Below are 18,068 nucleotides of genomic sequence, written 5' to 3' on the forward strand. Positions count from 1 at the left end.
ATGATGAACAAATCTCTAATGCTGGCGTCGCTGACGCTGGGCCTGATGTCAGGCAGTGCTCTGGCAATGGAACAAGTGGTTCTGGATGGCAAGCATATGACTCAGGAACAAGCCTGGGCCATTGCCGATGGCGCCAAAGTCAAAGTAGCCTCTCAGGCCCGTACCAAACTGGTTAAGGCGCACGAGCTGTTGATGGAAGCTGCGCGTCTGGGTAAGCCGGTTTATGGTCTGACTGTAGGTGTGGGCTTGAACAAAGACCACAAGCTGTTTGATGCCAACGGTAAACTGAGTGCCGCTGTTATGGATGCTTCCCGCAGCTTCAACTACAGCACATTGCGCGCTCACAGTGCCGGTGTTGGCGAGCCAATGCCTGTACGTCTGACCCGTGTGGCTCTGGCCGTGCGTCTGAACACCATTTTGGCCGGTCAAACCGGGGTTCAGCCTGTGGTTGCCGACCTTTACGAAGCCTACCTGAACAAGGGTATTACTCCTGTCATTCCTTCACAGGGTACTGTGGGTGAAGCCGACATCCTGCTGGCTTCTCACGTCGGTCTGGCGATGATTGGTGAGTGGGAAGTGTTCTACAAGGGCAAGCGCGTAAGCAGCCGTGAAGCCATGGCCGATGCCGGTATTCCTCTGCTGGAGCCTATGGGTAAAGATGCCCTGTCTATCCTGTCCAACAACGCAGTGGCTGTAGCCTATGCAATGAAGGGCTATCAGGATGCCAAGCATCTGCTGGAAGTGTCTCCAACCGTATTCGGTTTGAGCCTTGAAGGTTTGAACGGTAACGTGGCGCCTTTCCTGCCACAAACCAATGACATCCGTCCTTTCCCATATATTCAGGCCACCACCAAGGATATTCTGGCGCAGCTGGATGGCAGCTATCTGTGGCAACTGAATGATGAGCGTCCGCTGCAGGATCCTCTGAGCTACCGTACCACAGCCTATACTCTGGCCAGCGCCAAGAAAGCCCTGGTGGATCTGGGTGAAGTGATCGATATCCAGATCAACCACTCAGACGATAACCCAGCCGTAGTACTGGGTGCCTCCAAGGACTACAGCCAATTCCCTCAGGTTGCCAAGTACATGGTTGAAGGCAAGGGCGGTGTGTTCCCAACCACCAACTTCGAGCCTCTGCCTGTCGCCCTGGCGGTACAGAACCTGAGCACTGCTTTGACTCACGTGTCTCACAACAGCGTGATGCGTACTATCCACCTGTCTGATGCTCACTTTACCCGTCTGAGCCGCTTCCTGGCCGGTCCGGAAAATAATGGTCATGCTTTCGGTGCTATCCAGAAAGCCTTCGTTGACATGCAGGTACGTAACAAGCAACTGGCTAGCCCGGTTTCATTCGATGGTGTTCAGATTGCCGGTAATATCGAAGACACTTTCACCAACCTGAAACTGGCTTCTGACAATCTGGTTCAGATTGTTGATAACACCAACACCATCTATGGTCTGGAGCTGCTGCACTCTACTCAAGCTGTTGATCTGCGCAAGATGCACGATAAGAGCTTGAAGCAGGGTAAAGCCACAGGCGCCATGTATGAAGCTTATCGTCAGAAAGTGCCTTTCGTAAGCAAGGATCGTCCTTTCACTCCTGATATTCAGGCGTCACACGACTTTATTGCCAACTACTGATAGAAGAGCGGGGCAGGTCACTGCCCCGCAACAGGAAGCCCAAGATGTTGAAGATGATATCCACTGTTCTTGTAGCCTGCGCCTTGATGCTGCCTGGAGCGGCCAACGCCATGAAGATCAAGGACTACCATAAAGAAGTCATGACGACTGAAAATGGTCGTATTGATTGCGCCGCCTGCCATGGTGATGCCAAGCGCAAGACTATTCCCGATGCGACAGCCTGTGAAGCCTGCCACGGTACTCCTGAAGACGTTGCCAAGCAGACTGCACGTCCGGCCAACGCCGGTCATGATGTTGAACCCAACCCCCATGACAGCCTGCACTATGGCACGGACTTGCCATGTACTTACTGCCATCAGGAGCACAAAGAGAGCAAGGTTTATTGCAATCAGTGCCATGAGTTCACTTATCCAGCAATGAAGCGCTAAGTCGGCGGTTCGAGTCTCCCTGTATTTTTGGATTGGACCCCGTCCGTTTTTTCCACCGCAGCCAAGGCTGCGGTTTTTTTTGGATAAAAAAAGGTCTGCCAAAAGAGCAGACCGGGACGACACCAAAACAAGCGTTTAAGCAAAGCGTCAATGGATGTGGAACCAAGTTCAGTGTGCGCTTTGTAAATTAACCTAAGCTGAAATCACCTGAGTGCCTGGCCACGATTGAGGGCGATAAGCTTATCCAAGATCCGCTCACCATCCATGCGTATGCCATTGTGCTCATACTCAGAGGTCAACCAATACTTGAGGTTGCCCACCTTGGCGGCGGTTTCCAGGCTGTAGGCCTGCTCGACATACATATCTTCGCTGTAGATGGCAGCGGCGACAGGTACGCGGTTGTTGGCGAGAATGTTAGGGTCATAGAGTGAGGGCCAATCGGCTTTGGCGGCCAGCAATTCGGCGCAGGCTTTCAGCGGCTTGAGGTTGGCAAACTGTTCGAACATCCAGGGATAAATCATCTCACCACTGAAAAGCAGCTCTTTGGCGTCCGGGGCAAAAGCCGGATATTCGGCCCGCACCCTGTGGGCAGCCCAGTTGGCGGCTTGCTGCTGGCAGTAGATGGACTCGTGCATGATGGCAAACAGTGGGTTGGTATTGTAATCCAGCATTTGGCAGAACTGCGCCTCAAACAGAGGATTCAGTGCCTTGCCACTTGGGGTATCTATCAAGGCTTGCTCCAGCAGATAGTAGACGGCCTCCGGCCCTTGCTCCATGCCTAAGTTGACCCCCAAAAGTTGCAGCATTTCCTGGGTCAGCCGCTCTCCTGTAGCCAGGCGCGCATCATGGTTATTGATAAAGTCTCTGAGCTCGACCAATAGGGCTTTGGCATCCTTGAAGCGGGCAAAGAAATCCTGGTTTTTGGCCAGCAAGCGCTGATAAGTTGCCCGGTAAACTTCGGCTGCGGGGCGCTCAAGGGAAGGGATACCGCCGGTAATATAGGCTTCCTTGAGTCCTTGCGGTGCGGCGCTCAAGTATCTGAGTACGCAAAAACCACCGAAACTCTGACCAAGAATGCTCCAGGGAGTATCAGGACTAAGTTGTGCCCGAATCGCCTCGGCATCGCGGATGATGTTGTCGGCGCGAAAATGGCTCAGATACTCGGCCTGCTCGTCAGGCGTCATGCCGTCCAGCGTCTTGAAGCTGACCGGACTTGAAAGACCAGTACCGCGCTGATCCAACAAGAGTACCCTATACTCCTTGAGTGCTCTTTTAATCCAGCCACCATTGGCAAGGGGGCGGGCGGCACCAAAGCCAGGGCCACCCTGAAAGAACACCAAGAGTGGCAGGGTCGCGGCGTTATCTTGGGTGCCGATAAGCTCCCGGGCAAAAATTTGCAGTTGTTCCCCGGTGGGATGCTGATAATCCAGTGGCAGAGAGAAGAAGTGTTTGCGGCTCAGGATGCCAGCAAGACGGCTGTCTGTTATCATGTAGGGCCTTGGGCTTGACAGTGGATGGCTCAAAATTGTATACAAAAATCCCTGCGCTGCAAACCGGCGCCAGAAAAGCCGCCTATCTGGCGCTTTCCTGCCCGGGATCAATTTTTCTGTTGCAGGGTTGATGGATCATGCACCGAGACGATCTATCGATCATGGAACGATAACAGCCTGCGAGTGTGTGTAATGAAATACCAGATCATCCCAGTGACCCCTTTCCAGCAGAATTGCAGCCTCATCTGGTGTGAGAAGAGTGGCAAAGCCGCTGTGATAGATCCAGGTGGTAACCATGAGCGCATCATGGATGCCCTGGCGCAGCACGGCCTGCAGTTGCAATATATTCTTTTGACTCACGGCCACATAGATCATGTTGGTGCCGCCAAGGCTTTGGCCACCGAATGTGACGTGCAGATTATTGGCCCGCATATCGACGATAAATTTTGGCTGGAGAACCTGCCACGCCAAAGCCAGAACTTTGGTTTCCCGGCCTGCGCCGCCTTCGAGGCTGACCGCTATCTGGAAGATGGCGAAGAGGTTATCTTGGGCGAGCAGGCATTGCAGGTGTTTCACTGTCCGGGGCATACACCCGGGCATGTGATCTTCTTTGACCGCGAAGAGAACCTGGCTTGGGTGGGAGATGTCCTTTTCCGTGGCTCTATAGGCCGTACTGACTTTCCCGGCTCCAACTATCAGCAGCTGATTGACTCCATTCGTTACAAACTCTGGCCTTTGGGCGAGCAGGTCAATTTCATTCCCGGCCACGGCCCTATGTCGAGCTTTGGTGAAGAAAGGCGTAATAACCCCTTTGTTGCCGATCAGCTACTGGCCGATTGAGGCTATTCTAGTCGCAACAGACCCGGGCATGCCCGGGTTTTTATTTGGCTAAAATTCACTCCATTATTGTTTTTTTACTACCAAACGTTTGCAAAGTGAGCCGGATCTCGGCATTAATAAGCCCTTTTTTGGTGTAGATCCGGTTTTTGTTATCAAAATCGGGGTAATTTAACCAATGTTTACATTTTGTGGAGATACTCCTATGCAACAGCGTTGGCATGCAGCAATATCTGCCGGTCTCTTGGCCACTGTCTGGTGTGGGGTTGCCGACACCTTTGGGCTGATCACCTGGATAGGGTTTCTAGGATGCAGTACTTTCTTTGCTCAAGGACGCAGTGGTTTCGCCGGTCTGCTTCAGGCCTGGTGCACCAATACATCGGGAGTATTCTGGGCTTGGCTTATCATCAGTGGTAGTAGCTTCTTTGTCTCGCCGCTATTTGGCTGGATCTTCACAGGTATAGCCACCAGTGCCATGTGCCTGCAGGCCTGTTTCGGTAAACTTAACTTTATTCCCGGTGCCTTTATTGGTTGTTGCATCACCTTTGCCATGTCGGCGGACATTGCAGCTATTATGCCGCCGCTGCTGATTGGCGCCGTATTCGGTTATGCCATGAGTCGCTTGACCGACCTCATGGGCTATTGCCAAACCAGTCGCAGTCGTCAAACTCAAACAAAACCTCTGCCGGTCGAAAGGGCGGTGGAGTAATAGATTATATTGCCAGGATCCTGTCCCGGCTTTTAGCTTCGCGCTGAGGAGCACTGATGAAGCAGATCCAGTTTAGAAAAGTTGATGCCATGCTGATTAAGTTCAGTCTCAACGGTAAGTTCTGGCTTGTGTGTTCGCTGGTTAGCGCCATAACCGTCGCTATCGCACTGGCTAACTGGTGGCAGTTGGATGCCAGTTTAACCCAGGGCGCTGAGGCGCGTTTACAAGCCAAAGCCGAGACCCTGCTACAGCTAGCGCCCAAGCAGGGGCGCGATCTTTGGCTACAGCAGCAAGGTCTTAGCCGTAATGAACCGCGCGCCGAGATCAAAGTTATGCTCAGTAGCCATGGTGGTAACTACTGGCTCGGTGACAGCTTAACACTGCAAGAGCAAGAGATGCTCAGCAGGGCGAACTGGTTGCTGCTGTTGGCTTTTGTCGGGCTGTTGCCACTGTTTCAACTCAGCTATTGGATCTCCACCTCTCTCGGCGGCGGACTCTGGGATATGTATATGGCGATCAAACGCCTGGCTGACGGCGATTTGAGCTTTAGGCTCAATTTCTTCGGTACAGATGATTTCAGCCTGATAGCCCGCGAGATTGACCGCTGCGCCGATAACATGAGCGAAATGGTCACCGCCATCAGCAGTAATGCTGAAACCTTGTCGATGGCGGCTTCCGAATTTGCCGAGCAAGCCGCTGCCGGTGATGAGATGGGCAAAATTCAGTGGCAGTTTCTCGATACTGTGGCCACGGCGATGGAGCAGATGAGCAATGCCATTACCGAAGTGTCCCACAACGCCGCCGAAACCTCTTCCCAGACCCGGGACAATGCCTCTCAGATGGGCCTGGGTGCCAGACATATAGCAGAAACGGTTGCCAGCATAGGTGAGTTGTCGAGCCGGATTGCCGAGGCGTTCTCTTCGGTATCGCAACTGTCGCGGGAGGCTACCGAGATTGGCGCTGTGGTGACCACTATTGATGGCATTTCCGAGCAGACCAATCTGCTGGCGCTCAATGCCGCTATTGAGGCGGCCAGAGCCGGTGAACAGGGGCGTGGCTTTGCCGTGGTTGCCGACGAGGTGCGGACCCTGGCGGGACGAACCCAGGAAGCGACAGTGGAAATTCAACGTATGATAGAGGGTTTACAGGCGGGCAGCCGCAATTTGTCTCAGCTGACTGAGGCGATAGTGTCGCAGGCCGATGAAAGCCGCCAGGCGATCATTCAGGTGGGTACGGATGTTGAGGGGATGCGTGGCTCAGTGGATGCGGTATTTGATCGCAGCAGCCAAATCGCAGCCTCGGCCGAAGAGCAAAGCGTGTCGGCCCGGGAGATCAGCTCGCAGCTTGGCGATATCCGCAGCCACTCGGATCAGATGCGCCAGGCCAGCGAAAGGGCGATAGAGCTGAGTCAAAAACTGGCCCAGGCTTCAGCCTCTCTGACCCGGCTGCTGGCACAATATAAAACCAGTTAAACGGGTAGACAGTAGCGCCATAAAAAAACGCCGGCACCATCAGATGTCGGCGTTTTGCGTTATAGCGTTTCCTGAGCTTTGTTTTTTGCCTCAAGCGCGCCGCTCGCTGTGGTCAGCATCAGCAGCGCCATCAGCGCTCACAACCAGGTCAGCGAAAACAGCTCCAGATAGGCGCGTGATCCGAGGGCTTGTCGATGCCGCGAAGCGCGTAATCTACATCGGCCTCACTCAAGCGGCTTGCCAGCGACTCGGTTGCCAGGATCACATCGATACGCAGGCCGCGGTTATCATCAAAGCCACGGCTGCGATAATCAAACCAGGAGTAGCGTTCGCTGCGCTGCGGGTGCAACTGGCGGAAGGTATCCACCAAACCCCAGTCCAGCAGGGTTTGCAACCATTCACGCTCTTCCGGCTGGAAGCTGCATTTACCCGTCTTCAGCCAACGTTTGGCATTGGCGTCGCCGATGCCGATATCCAGATCCAGCGGCGAGATATTGATATCTCCTATGATGGCAATATCCTGATCCGGGCTGAATGAGTTTTGCAGATACTGCATCAGATCGGCATAAAACTTACGCTTGGCCGGGTACTTGGTCTCGTGATTGATATTCTCCCCCTGGGGGAAGTAGCCGTTGATCACTGTCAGTACACGGCCGTTGTCCTGGATGAACTTGCCGGCGATAAGCCGGCGCTGGGCATCTTCATCGTCGGTGGGAAAGCCTTTTTGAACCTCAATGGGGGCCTGTTTGGATAACAGAGCCACACCATAGTGGGCCTTGCCACCGTGGAAATGTACCTGATAACCCATGGCTTCCACTTCGGCCAGAGGGAAGGCCTCGTCGTGCACCTTGGTTTCCTGCAGCCCTATGATGTCCGGTTGGTGGCTGTCTATCAACTGTTGCAGCTGATGCAGACGGGCTCTCAATCCGTTGATGTTGAAGGAAACGATTTTCATCAGGGCAGCACTCGTTTGAAGGGTTTAACGATAACACTCAGATAAACGCCGGCGGCAACATAAGGATCGGCATTGGCCCAGGCCTGGGCGGCTTCCAGCGATTCAAACTCGGCCACCACCAAAGAGCCGCTGAATCCTGCGTCCCCCGGGTTTTCACTGTCCACGGCGGGATGTGGGCCGGCCAGCATCAATCGTCCTTCATCGGCCAGCAGTTGCAGGCGCTGTAGATGGGCCGGACGAGCGGCAAGACGTTTTTCCAGGCTGTTTTCAACATCTTGGGATGAGATCATATACCACATTATTTGAGTTCCTTGCGTTGCTCTTCGGGGATGTGTTTAAAGAGATAAACCACGGTTGCTATGGTGTTCAGCAGCGTCACTGCGGTCAGGCCAAAGACCTTGAAGTTGACCCAGGTTTCCTGACTCAGACTGAAGGCGACATAGATATTGATAATGCCGCAGACAATAAAGAAACTGACCCAGTACCAGGTGACTTGGGCCCATATCTTGTCGGCGACCTTGAGTTCTTGCCCCAGCATGCCCTTGAGTACAGGCTTATTCAGCAATTGGCTGACACCCAGACCCAAGGCGAACAGGGCATAGACTATGGTGACTTTCCATTTGATAAAGGTATCGTCGTGAAACACCAGAGTCAGGGTGCCGAATACGGCCACCATGGCAAAGGTGATGAGATGCATTTTCTCAAGCTTGCGGTACAAGAGATAGGTCACCACGAGTTGCAGCGCCGTTGCGGCTATCAGGGCGCCACTGGCGACGTAGATATCGTAAAACTTATAAACGGCGAAGAAGATGACCAGCGGCAGGAAATCCAGCAGTTGTTTCATAGTAATCAGACTGAGTGAAAATTGCCTGTGAGTTTAGCACGGCGGGCTTTGAGGGATAAACCTCTTCGGCCCTTGCGTGGGTCAGTGCACAATTATTACAGGGAACCTGAGTTGATCTTGCCGGTCTCCGGGATAATTTCCACTATCACCCAGGCCCGGCCTCGTTTATGCAGGCGAATGGTTCTGTCATCGACCCAGGGACGACCACCTCTACGACCGGTAAATTTGACCACGACAGTCACGTCATCGGTGAACTTGCGAAAGAAGTCGATATCTATCTCCTCAATCTCCAGGGTGACATCTGTCATCTGTAGATTGAGCATATGGCGCTGCACAGAGGCGGCGATATAGTAACTTTTCAGCACCTCCTTCATAGGGTCGTCGACATACAGGCTCGCCTTCTCGACATCCTTATCTACGTAGATGGCCTGAAAGAATCCCAGGGCGACTTGCTCTGGGGTATCTATGGTGGCTTGACTCGGGTCATCATTGCAGCCAAATAGGCCGAGCAGACAAAGAAAAAGCAGATATCTCATAGTGTTGACCCTGGTGATTGGTGCCAAACAGTATCGTTTTTTTTAGCATTTATCGCAAGCCGCTGCCTCGGGCTTGACGGGATCGGCGATCCTGTGGCATATAGAAAGGGTAGTATAAAGATTCTTATCCACAGAATCTGTGGACAAGTGTGTTGAAGACTCAATAGATACTTCCTAAGCGATTGATATCGTCGTTAAATTGTCGCTGGTCAATTTTTGACGCTTGGCGTTTTCCCCTATCAATTTCTTCCCTGATTACTTATTTCTGACTTAATCATCCCTGGCGTAAATGATCCTTTGCGTCGAATTTGTACAGCATTTGCTGATAAAAGCCGCAGTCAGTCCATAATACCGTTTAAATAACAAAATCAAACTGCTGAAGCGAATGGGCTATGGCTACCGGATATCAAATACTTCCTTTTGACTGTCAGAGTGACATTCCCCGGAGAGCCGCGATGAACCAAAAAAAAGCGCCTGCAGTAGCAGACGCTTTTGAATTGGCTATAGGCCGTTAATCGTTCTGGGTGGCCTGAATGGCGGTCAGGGCGATGGTGTAAACAATATCATCCACCAGGGCGCCGCGGGACAGATCGTTCACCGGCTTACGCATACCTTGCAGCATAGGACCTATGCTGATCAGATCGGCGCTTCGTTGAACGGCCTTATAAGTGGTGTTACCCGTGTTGAGATCCGGGAACACAAACACAGTCGCCTTACCGGCAACCGGGCTGTCCGGCGCCTTGGAGCGAGCCACGTTGGGCATTACCGCAGCGTCGTATTGCAGTGGGCCGTCAATCACCAGATCCGGACGCTTCTCTTTGGCAATCCGGGTGGCTTCACGCACCTTATCCACATCCGAGCCTGTACCTGAGTCACCGGTTGAGTAGCTGATCATCGCCACTCTGGGCTCAATGCCGAAGGCTTTGGCCGACTCGGCCGATTGGATGGCGATATCGGCCAACTGCTCGGCATTGGGATCCGGGTTGATGGCGCAGTCACCATATACCAGCACTTGATCCGGCATCAGCATGAAGAAGATGGAAGAGACCAGGCTGGAGCCGGGCGCTGTCTTAATCAGCTGCAGTGGCGGACGAATGGTGTTGGCCGTGGTATTGACCGCACCGGAAACGATACCGTCCACTTCATTCTGGGCCAGCATCATGGTGCCCAGCACCATGTTGTCTTCCAACTGTTCACGGGCAACTACTTCGGTCAGGCCCTTGTGACGGCGAAGATCCAGCATAGGTTCGACATAGCGATCACGCACTTCATCGGGATCGATAATCTCGACACCTTCTCCCAGAATAACGTCCTGCTGGGCTGCGATACGCAGAATTTCATCGCGTTTGCCAAGCAGTACGCAGCGGGCAATGCCACGCTCGGCGCAGATGGCGGCGGCTTTGATGGTGCGCGGCTCATCGCCTTCAGGCAGTACCACTGTCTTGTGCGCTGCGCGGGCCAGCTCGGTAAGCTTGTAGCGGAAAGCCGGTGGCGACAGGCGGTGCTCGCGAGGCGAGTTTTCGGTGACGCTTTCTATCCAGCTCTGATCGATATGACCGGCAACGTATTCCTGTACCAGTTCAATACGCACTGCATCGTCCACAGGGACTTCGTGGTCAAAGCGTTGAATATTGAGTGAGGTCTGCCAGGTATTGGTGTCGATAAGGAACACAGGCAGGCCGGTTTCAAAAGCTTGTTCACACAAAGCCATGATCTCGGGCTCAGGTTCATAACCGCCACTCAGCAGCAAGGCACCAATTTTGACGCCGTTCATCGCCGCCAGACAGGCTGAAACGATAACGTCGGAGCGATCGCCAGAGGTGACCAGCAGCGAGTCTGTCTTGATGTGCTGCACCATGTTGGGAATCGAGCGGGCACAGAAGGTTACCTTGCGCAGACGGCGAGTGTTCATCTCACCGGCATTGATGATGCGGGCGCGCAGGTGCTTGGCTAAATCAGAGGCCCTGGGGGACACCAGATCCAGGTTATAAGGCACGCTGCCGAGGATCCTCAGTGGGCTCTTGCCCGGCAACTGGAACATACCGGCAGTATCGCTGCGCTGAACACCCTGATGGTCGAATACTTCAGACAGATCCGGACGGGCACGGCCTTCGTCGTCCACAGGCGCACCAATCTTGTTGATGATGGCACCGATAAGGCGTTTGTTCTTGTTGCCACCCCAGGAATTAAAGGCGATTTCGAGGCGGTTCATCAGTCCGGTCGGGCTGTCGTTGCCTGGGGTTGCCACAAAGATCACATCGGCGTCGAGCGCCTTGGCAATGGCATAATTGACATCATCGGCAAACGGATGGCTACGGGTGTGCACCAGGCCTTCGATGATCAGGGTTTCAGTGTTGTCGGCAATTTCACTGGCGCGGGCGATGATTTGCTCCATCAGCACATCTGTCTGATCGGCACGGATCAGCGCTTCGGCGTGGATCATCTCAAACGGTTCAAGCGGGTTGACCGTAGGGGATTTGCTGAGGATGGTGGTTGAACGCTCAGGGCCGTGGTCCTGCGGGCGCAACTGGGAAATGGGTTTAAAGAATTGCACTTTAACGCCGTGGCGTTCCAATGCGCGAACCATCCCCAGGCTGATAGACGTCAGGCCGACGCCTGTGCCTATGGGGATCAACATAATGTTACGGGACATAAAAACCTCTTCGGAGTCGATGGTTTTCCGGTGAATCTTGTAAAGTCAAAAACATGAAAGCCGCCAGGTTAACCCGGCGGCTGATTGGTCATATTATTCTTCTATCAAACTAATAGCGTCTTCGGCGATGACCCACTCTTCATTGGTGGGAATGACCATGGCCAGAGTGCCTTCATCTTTAGTGATAATTCCGCCATTGCCGAAGCGGGCGGCCAGGTTGCGTTCATCATCGACCTGGAAGTTGAAGATGGACAGTAGTTCCAGCACTTTCTTGCGGATAATGTCGGAGTTTTCACCTATGCCGCCGGTAAAGACCACGGCATCCAGACGGCCCAATGGCACAGTGTAGGAGGCGATGTATTTTGCCAGACGATAGCAGAAGATTTCCAGTGCCAGTGTCGCACCTTTGTGACCTTCGGCATATCCTTCTTCGATACCACGGCAATCATTGGTCAGTTCGCTGATCCCCAAAAGGCCACTTTGCTTGTTCAGCAGGTTGTTGACCTCTTCCAGGGTGTAGCCCAACTGGTGTACCAAGTGATAGATGATGGAGGGGTCGATATCGCCGCAGCGGGTTCCCATCACCAAGCCTTCCAGTGGTGTCAGCCCCATGGAAGTATCCATGCTCTTGCCACCTTTAACTGCCGTAACCGAAGCGCCGTTGCCCAGGTGAGCACAGATCACATTGGTATCAGCCAGCTCTTTACCCAGCACCTTGGCCGCTTCGCGGCTGACAAACAGATGGCTGGTGCCGTGCATACCGTAACGACGAATGCCGTGTTCACGGTAAAGTTTATAGGGCAAGGCGTAGACAAAGGCGTGCTCAGGCATACTTTGGTGGAAGGCGGTGTCAAACACAGCAACCTGAGGCAGGCTTGGGAACGAGGCCATGGCGGCGCGAATACCTATCAGGTGCGCCGGGTTGTGCAGCGGTGCCAGTGAGGCACAGTCTTCGATACCTTTAATCACCTGATCGTCAATGATAACCGAGCGGGTGAATTTTTCGCCGCCGTGCACGATACGGTGACCCACCGCCAGGATCTGTGACGCCAGTTCAGGCAGGGGAGCCAAAATCTGGTTTACAATAAACTCCACGGCTTCACGGTGCGCGGTAAATGCGCCCAGTGCGGCTTCATGCTTTTCGCCATTGTGTTTCCATTTGATGCGGGAGTTTTCCAGACCAAAGCACTCGGCCAGACCTGAGATCTGATCATCGCCCGTGAGTGCATCCATGACTGCAAATTTCAAAGAAGAGCTGCCGCAATTTAGAACCAATACCAGTTTTTTAGACATGTTAAAAACCTTTCGCCGTTTTTAATTAATGAGTTACGGGTGAACTGGACTCGCCTGTAACCTGTTTCACTGTGTTCCTGCCGTCAAGCCGTTGTTGGGGCCGAATAGGGAACTGTGCTAAGGTAAAAGCAATATTATGCTTGTTTTCAGGTGCCTTGATTGAGCCTTAACTTTCTCAAAACCGTGAGGGAAGGTCATCGTTATATGAAGACCTGGCCCATGGTCAGACAACTGGGTTTCTTTTTTCCTGAGTTTCGCGTTATTCGTGCCACTCAGTTGGCGTTGCAATTGATGCCTGTGTTGGCCATGCTATCGGCTGCCGCGCCACTCTATTTCTATGGTTGGGACTATCTGCCCCAGGCCATTGCTATCTTTCTGTTCTTTCTCAGCCTGCCTTTGCAGGGCTATTTGTGGCTGGGTTGGCGTGCTCGCCATCCCTTGCCGCTGTCCTTGCTCGATTGGGGTAATCAACTCAATGCCAAGCTTTCCGGGCTTGGGGTAAGCAGCCGCCCTTTAGGGGCCAAGGCCTGCTATATGGATATGGCGCAGATCCTCAAATTGGCCTTTGAACGTCTCGACGCCGGATTTTGGGAAGAGCTCTGAATCAGTAGTCGGCGTTGATCCCTTTCTGAATAAATATAGCCTTTATTCGCTCCATGGTTTCGCGATTCGGTGGCGACACGCCGTCGAGTTCATAGTGCTCACCCATAGCTTCCCACTTGTGTTTGCCCAGTTCGTGGTAGGGCAGCAACTCTACTTTTTCCACATTGGTCATTGGCTTGATGAACTCTGCCAGTTTTTCGGCCGAGGCTTCATCGTCTGTATAGCCACCGACAACCACGTAACGGATCCAGGTTTTCTGGCCTCGTTGTGCCAGATATTCGGCAAACTGCAATGTTCGCTGATTACTGACCTTGGTGAGATCTATGTGCTTGGCATCATCCATCTGTTTGATGTCCAGCAGCACCAGATCTGTGTTATCCAGCAACTGGTCAATTACTTCTGTGTACTTACGAACAAAGCCGTTGGTATCCAGACAGGTGTGTATGCCTTCGGCCTTACAGGCTTTGAATAGCTCGGCAACGAATTCTGCCTGTAACACGGCTTCACCACCGCTGGCGGTCACGCCACCACCGCTGGCTTCCAAAAAAGGTCGGTAGCTGACTATCTGTTCCATCAGCTCCTCGACCGTCACTTCCTTGCCGCCATCCAGATCCCAGGTGTCGCGATTGTGACAGTATTTACAGCGCATCAGGCAACCCTGCATAAAGGCGATAAAGCGAATGCCGGGACCATCTACTGTGCCAAAGGATTCCACCGAGTGGATCCGTCCTTTTACTGTCATGTGCTCTCCTTGGAATGGCTGCAGCGGCGGCCGCTGCAGCCTGGTTTCAAACGTGAATTACAGTGCTTTGGTGAAAGTACGGGTAATCACGTCTTGCTGCTGCTCAGGGGTCAGTGAGTTGAAGCGCACTGCGTAGCCTGAAACGCGTATGGTCAGCTGTGGATACTTGTCAGGGTTGACGACAGCATCTTCCAGCATTTCACGGTTCATCACGTTGACGTTCAGGTGCTGACCACCTTCATGACCTGGCTTGTGGGCGAAGTATCCGTCCATCAGCGCGGCCAGGTTGGTGCGGCGGGCATCTTCATCTTTACCCAGTGCATTGGGCACAATGGAGAAGGTGTAAGAGATACCGTCCTGAGCGTGAGCGAAGGGCAGCTTGGCCACTGAGGTCAGTGAAGCGATAGCGCCTTTTTCGTCACGGCCGTGCATTGGGTTGGCTCCCGGGGCAAATGGTGCACCAGCGCGGCGACCATCCGGAGTGTTACCTGTCTTCTTACCATACACCACGTTGGAAGTAATGGTCAGGATTGACTGGGTTGGGATGGCGTTGCGGTACATCTTTTTGTCACGAATTTTGGCCATAAAGCCTTCGACCAGCATGCAGGCGATGTCATCAACACGGGCGTCGTTGTTACCGAACTTGGGATAATCACCCTCGATTTCGAAGTCTACGGCAATACCGTTTTCATCGCGAACCGGTTTCACCTTGGCATACTTGATGGCAGACAGGGAGTCGGCAGCAATAGACAGACCGGCGATACCACAGGCCATGGTGCGACGTACGTCTCTGTCATGCAGCGCCATCAGCGCGGCTTCGTAGGAGTACTTGTCGTGCATGTAGTGGATGGTGTTCAGCGCAGTGACATACTGAGTTGCCAACCAGTCCATCAGACCGTCGAGGCGACTCATGACGTCATCATAGTTGAGCACTTCGTCTGTGATAGGATCTGCCTTGGGAGCGACCTGAATTTTCAGCTTTTCATCCACACCGCCGTTGATGGCGTACAGCATGGTCTTGGCCAGGTTGGCACGGGCACCAAAGAACTGCATGTGTTTGCCGACAACCATGGGGCTCACGCAGCAGGCGATGGCGTAGTCATCGGACTCGAAGTCAGGGCGCATCAGGTCATCGTTTTCATACTGGATAGAGCTGGTGTCGATAGACACTTTGGCGCAGTATTTTTTGAATGGCTGAGGCAGCTGCTCGGACCAAAGCACAGTGATGTTTGGCTCTGGGCTTGGGCCCATGTTGTACAGGGTGTGCAGGAAGCGGAAGCTGGTCTTGCTCACCAGTGGACGACCGTCCAGACCCATACCACCGATAGATTCGGTAGCCCAGATTGGGTCGCCGGAGAACAGCTCATCGTATTCAGGAGTACGCAGGAAGCGCACCATACGCAGCTTCATCACGAAATGGTCGATCATTTCCTGAGCCTGCTCTTCGGTGAGCACGCCGTTTTTCAGATCGCGTTCGATATAAACGTCGATGAAGGTTGAAGTACGGCCCAGAGACATGGCGGCGCCGTTTTGGCTCTTCACCGCAGCCAGATAACCGAAGTAGGTCCACTGGATGGCTTCTTTGGCATTCTTGGCAGGGCCGGAGATGTCATAACCGTATTTGGCTGCCATCTTTTTCATCTTGCCCAGCGCTCTGTGCTGCTCGGCAATCTCTTCACGTAACTGGATAACGTTGCTCAGATCTTCACCGGCTTCCATTTGAGCCTGCAGTGAAGTGAACTGGGCAACCTTGTCTTTCATCAGGTAGTCGATACCGTAGAGGGCTACGCGGCGGTAGTCACCAATGATACGGCCACGACCGTAGGCATCGGGCAAACCTGTCAGTACACCTGACTTACGGCAAGCGAGGATTTCCGGAGTGTAAACATCGAACACGCCCTGGTTGTGGGTCTTACGCAGTTCGGAGTAGACATATTTGATTTCAGGATCCAACTCGCGATCATAGGCGGCGCAGGAGCCTTCAACCATGCGGATACCACCGTTGGGCAGCATGGCGCGTTTGAGTGGCGCATCAGTCTGCAAACCAACAATGGTTTCCAGTTCTTGATTGATGTAGCCGGCATCATGGGAATCTATGGTAGAGACTTTGTCTGTATCAAAGTCGACCGGAGCGTGGGTGCGGTTTTCCTGCTTGATGCCTTCCATGACTTTGTCCCACAGGGCTGTGGTCGCAGTGGTGGGGCCAGCCAGGAAAGACTCATCACCTTCATAGGGGGTGTAGTTCTTCTGGATAAAGTCACGTACATTGACTTCGGTCTTCCAATCGCCGGGAACAAAGCCTTCCCATGCGCTTGCAAACAGCTCAGTTTTCTCGGTCATAGTACTCATACCTTCTAGTTGAGATAAAGTTACTTGCTGGTTTCGCTGCCTTGCTTGGCCAGCAAAGGACGGCGATACACAAACCAGTAAGTCAACCCTACAAATAAAGCTCCCCCCACGATATTACCCAGAGTGACGGGAACCAGATTATGGAACACGAATTGGCTCCATGTGAGATCGGCAAACTGCTCGGGGCTGACCCCGGCGCTTGTCCAGAATTCAGTGCCAGCCATATTTTTGCTGATAATGGCCATAGGAATAAGGAACATGTTGGCGATGCAGTGCTCAAAGCCCGCGGCGACAAACATAGCAACCGGTAGCACCACGGCCAGCAGCTTGTCAGTGACCGAGCGACCGGCATAGGCCATCCATACCGCCAGACACACCATGATGTTACACATGATCCCGAGGGCGATAGCCTGGGTAAAGTCATGGTGCAGTTTCGCCTGGGCGGTTTTCATATAACCTAGGCCTATTAAACCGTGGCCGGCATCATAGTGTTTGGCGGTGATCATCAGGCCTACCAGTAGCATGGCGCCGATAAAGTTGCCCAGATAGACCAGCCCCCAGTTACGCAGTAAGGCTTTGGTGGTGACCCGTTTGCTGGCTCTGGCAGTAATGGTTAATACTGTTGAGGTGAAAAGTTCGCCGCCCAGTACCACCACCAACATCAGGCCCAGGCTGAAGCACAGACCGCCGATGAGTTTGTTGAGACCGTAGGGAAGGGCGCTGCCGCCGGCAGTGGCGACGACATAGAAGATAAACGCGAGGCCAATAAACACCCCCGCAGTCATGGCCAGCAACAAGGTCGACTGGGTATCACGGCCGATTTTGACGACGGCCGCATCCTCGACCTTCTGCGCAGTATTGGCAGGGGTTGATGCATCAAATGGGCTAGGACTGTTGTTCATAGTTGCCTTCTTTCGCTCATTTGGTGGCTGGCCACCGGTTTAGGTTATAAAGTTCATTTATCGCTTATCTATAGTGATGGCTGCGAGCCATCGAGTTCATCAACTATAAGCAAGGTGTAATTAAATTACGTGATTTAGATCAATCTAACCGCTGATTAATCTAAATTATGAAATTAAACTACGTTTTGCTACTCTTTTTTGTCTAAAATTTCCTTGAAATAATTCACCGAAATTCGAGTTATCTTCCAGTGTCATCTACCAAGGTTTGTGCTTTTAATTGGTGTTTGGTTCAAGTATAAGCTTGTAACACGTTATAAAAGTCCAGTCTGTGCTCTTGCTCGCGGTGAATGGCTGCAAACAGAAATGTTGACCTTTCCCGTGTTGTCGCAATCCTCGCCTTCTTTGACTTACAGAGCCTTGATGAGGTTTTAGTGACCTCTGAGGAACTGTGTAAAGAATCGCCTTACATGCATTGAACCTTAAAATTGGTCTTACCAATTTACCATAAAAATATTAACACAGAGCCGTGCTGTCGGCATCTGATATCGGCCTTTACCCATAGGGAAAAGCTAAATTTTGCGAGCAGGTTAACAATTGTATGTCATTGCGTCGAC

Annotated in this window: 16 protein-coding genes; 6 read left to right on the plus strand and 10 right to left on the minus strand. The window is 52.9% G+C overall.

Going from position 1 to position 18,068, the window contains the following annotated elements:
- Nucleotides 1–3 precede the first annotated feature (3 nt).
- Both RC73_RS00515 and RC73_RS00520 read left to right on the plus strand, forming a co-directional pair.
- Nucleotides 4–1,641 (plus strand): HAL/PAL/TAL family ammonia-lyase, encoded by a 1,638-nt coding sequence (locus tag RC73_RS00515; RefSeq protein WP_039032794.1) that lies wholly within the window; start codon nucleotides 4–6, stop codon nucleotides 1,639–1,641.
- A gap of 44 nt (nucleotides 1,642–1,685) precedes the next feature.
- Nucleotides 1,686–2,069 carry a cytochrome c3 family protein gene (locus RC73_RS00520; RefSeq protein ID WP_039032795.1) on the plus strand — a complete coding sequence of 128 codons (384 nt, stop codon included), beginning with the start codon at nucleotides 1,686–1,688 and terminating at the stop codon, nucleotides 2,067–2,069.
- A gap of 203 nt (nucleotides 2,070–2,272) precedes the next feature.
- Here the strand turns inward: RC73_RS00520 and RC73_RS00525 are convergent, their stop codons facing one another.
- Nucleotides 2,273–3,559, minus strand: coding sequence for an alpha/beta fold hydrolase (locus RC73_RS00525; RefSeq protein WP_039032796.1), 1,287 nt, complete (start codon nucleotides 3,557–3,559; stop codon nucleotides 2,273–2,275).
- A gap of 192 nt (nucleotides 3,560–3,751) precedes the next feature.
- On the opposite strand from RC73_RS00525, the gene RC73_RS00530 reads away from it, so the two are divergent.
- The 3 genes from RC73_RS00530 (at nucleotide 3,752) to RC73_RS00540 (ending at nucleotide 6,577) form a co-directional block, all read left to right on the plus strand.
- A complete protein-coding gene (locus tag RC73_RS00530; protein WP_028781082.1) occupies nucleotides 3,752–4,399 on the plus strand; it encodes an MBL fold metallo-hydrolase in 648 nt (215 codons plus the stop codon).
- A gap of 202 nt (nucleotides 4,400–4,601) precedes the next feature.
- On the plus strand, nucleotides 4,602–5,105 hold the full coding sequence (locus tag RC73_RS00535) for a DUF1097 domain-containing protein (RefSeq protein ID WP_039032797.1): 504 nt from the start codon (nucleotides 4,602–4,604) through the stop codon (nucleotides 5,103–5,105).
- Nucleotides 5,106–5,161: 56 nt separating this feature from the next.
- Entirely contained in the window at nucleotides 5,162–6,577 is a 1,416-nt protein-coding gene (locus tag RC73_RS00540; protein ID WP_039032798.1) for a methyl-accepting chemotaxis protein, read from the plus strand.
- Nucleotides 6,578–6,725: 148 nt separating this feature from the next.
- Here the strand turns inward: RC73_RS00540 and xthA are convergent, their stop codons facing one another.
- The 6 genes from xthA to ackA all read right to left on the minus strand — a co-directional run bounded on the left by xthA (nucleotide 6,726) and on the right by ackA (nucleotide 12,858).
- Nucleotides 6,726–7,532, minus strand: coding sequence for an exodeoxyribonuclease III (xthA, locus tag RC73_RS00545; protein ID WP_025011773.1), 807 nt, complete (start codon nucleotides 7,530–7,532; stop codon nucleotides 6,726–6,728).
- A complete protein-coding gene (locus RC73_RS00550; protein ID WP_025011774.1) occupies nucleotides 7,532–7,831 on the minus strand; it encodes a YciI family protein in 300 nt (99 codons plus the stop codon). The genes xthA and RC73_RS00550 overlap by 1 nt, the downstream gene beginning before the upstream one ends.
- On the minus strand, nucleotides 7,831–8,376 hold the full coding sequence (locus RC73_RS00555; RefSeq protein ID WP_039032799.1) for a septation protein A: 546 nt from the start codon (nucleotides 8,374–8,376) through the stop codon (nucleotides 7,831–7,833). The genes RC73_RS00550 and RC73_RS00555 overlap by 1 nt, the downstream gene beginning before the upstream one ends.
- A 95-nt stretch (nucleotides 8,377–8,471) precedes the next feature.
- Nucleotides 8,472–8,912, minus strand: coding sequence for a hypothetical protein (locus RC73_RS00560; protein WP_039032800.1), 441 nt, complete (start codon nucleotides 8,910–8,912; stop codon nucleotides 8,472–8,474).
- 511 nt (nucleotides 8,913–9,423) lie between these two features.
- Nucleotides 9,424–11,565, minus strand: coding sequence for a phosphate acetyltransferase (gene pta, locus RC73_RS00565; RefSeq protein ID WP_039032801.1), 2,142 nt, complete (start codon nucleotides 11,563–11,565; stop codon nucleotides 9,424–9,426).
- 93 nt (nucleotides 11,566–11,658) lie between these two features.
- A complete protein-coding gene (gene ackA / locus RC73_RS00570) occupies nucleotides 11,659–12,858 on the minus strand; it encodes an acetate kinase (RefSeq protein ID WP_025011777.1) in 1,200 nt (399 codons plus the stop codon).
- 159 nt (nucleotides 12,859–13,017) lie between these two features.
- On the opposite strand from ackA, the gene yfbV reads away from it, so the two are divergent.
- On the plus strand, nucleotides 13,018–13,461 hold the full coding sequence (yfbV, locus tag RC73_RS00575) for a terminus macrodomain insulation protein YfbV (RefSeq protein ID WP_028779375.1): 444 nt from the start codon (nucleotides 13,018–13,020) through the stop codon (nucleotides 13,459–13,461).
- Between the two features lies 1 nt (nucleotide 13,462).
- Here the strand turns inward: yfbV and pflA are convergent, their stop codons facing one another.
- From pflA to focA, 3 genes are read right to left on the minus strand one after another with little or no spacing between them, the layout of a single operon-like run.
- Entirely contained in the window at nucleotides 13,463–14,203 is a 741-nt protein-coding gene (pflA, locus tag RC73_RS00580; protein ID WP_039032802.1) for a pyruvate formate lyase 1-activating protein, read from the minus strand.
- Between the two features lie 57 nt (nucleotides 14,204–14,260).
- Complete coding sequence (gene pflB, locus RC73_RS00585) at nucleotides 14,261–16,543, minus strand: formate C-acetyltransferase (protein ID WP_039032803.1); 2,283 nt, start codon at nucleotides 16,541–16,543, stop codon at nucleotides 14,261–14,263.
- 29 nt (nucleotides 16,544–16,572) lie between these two features.
- Nucleotides 16,573–17,454 carry a formate transporter FocA gene (gene focA / locus RC73_RS00590; RefSeq protein WP_039032804.1) on the minus strand — a complete coding sequence of 294 codons (882 nt, stop codon included), beginning with the start codon at nucleotides 17,452–17,454 and terminating at the stop codon, nucleotides 16,573–16,575.
- Nucleotides 17,455–18,068 lie beyond the last annotated feature (614 nt).

This window comes from Shewanella sp. ECSMB14102, from assembly GCF_000813075.1.
In the GTDB taxonomy this organism is placed as follows: domain Bacteria; phylum Pseudomonadota; class Gammaproteobacteria; order Enterobacterales; family Shewanellaceae; genus Shewanella; species Shewanella indica.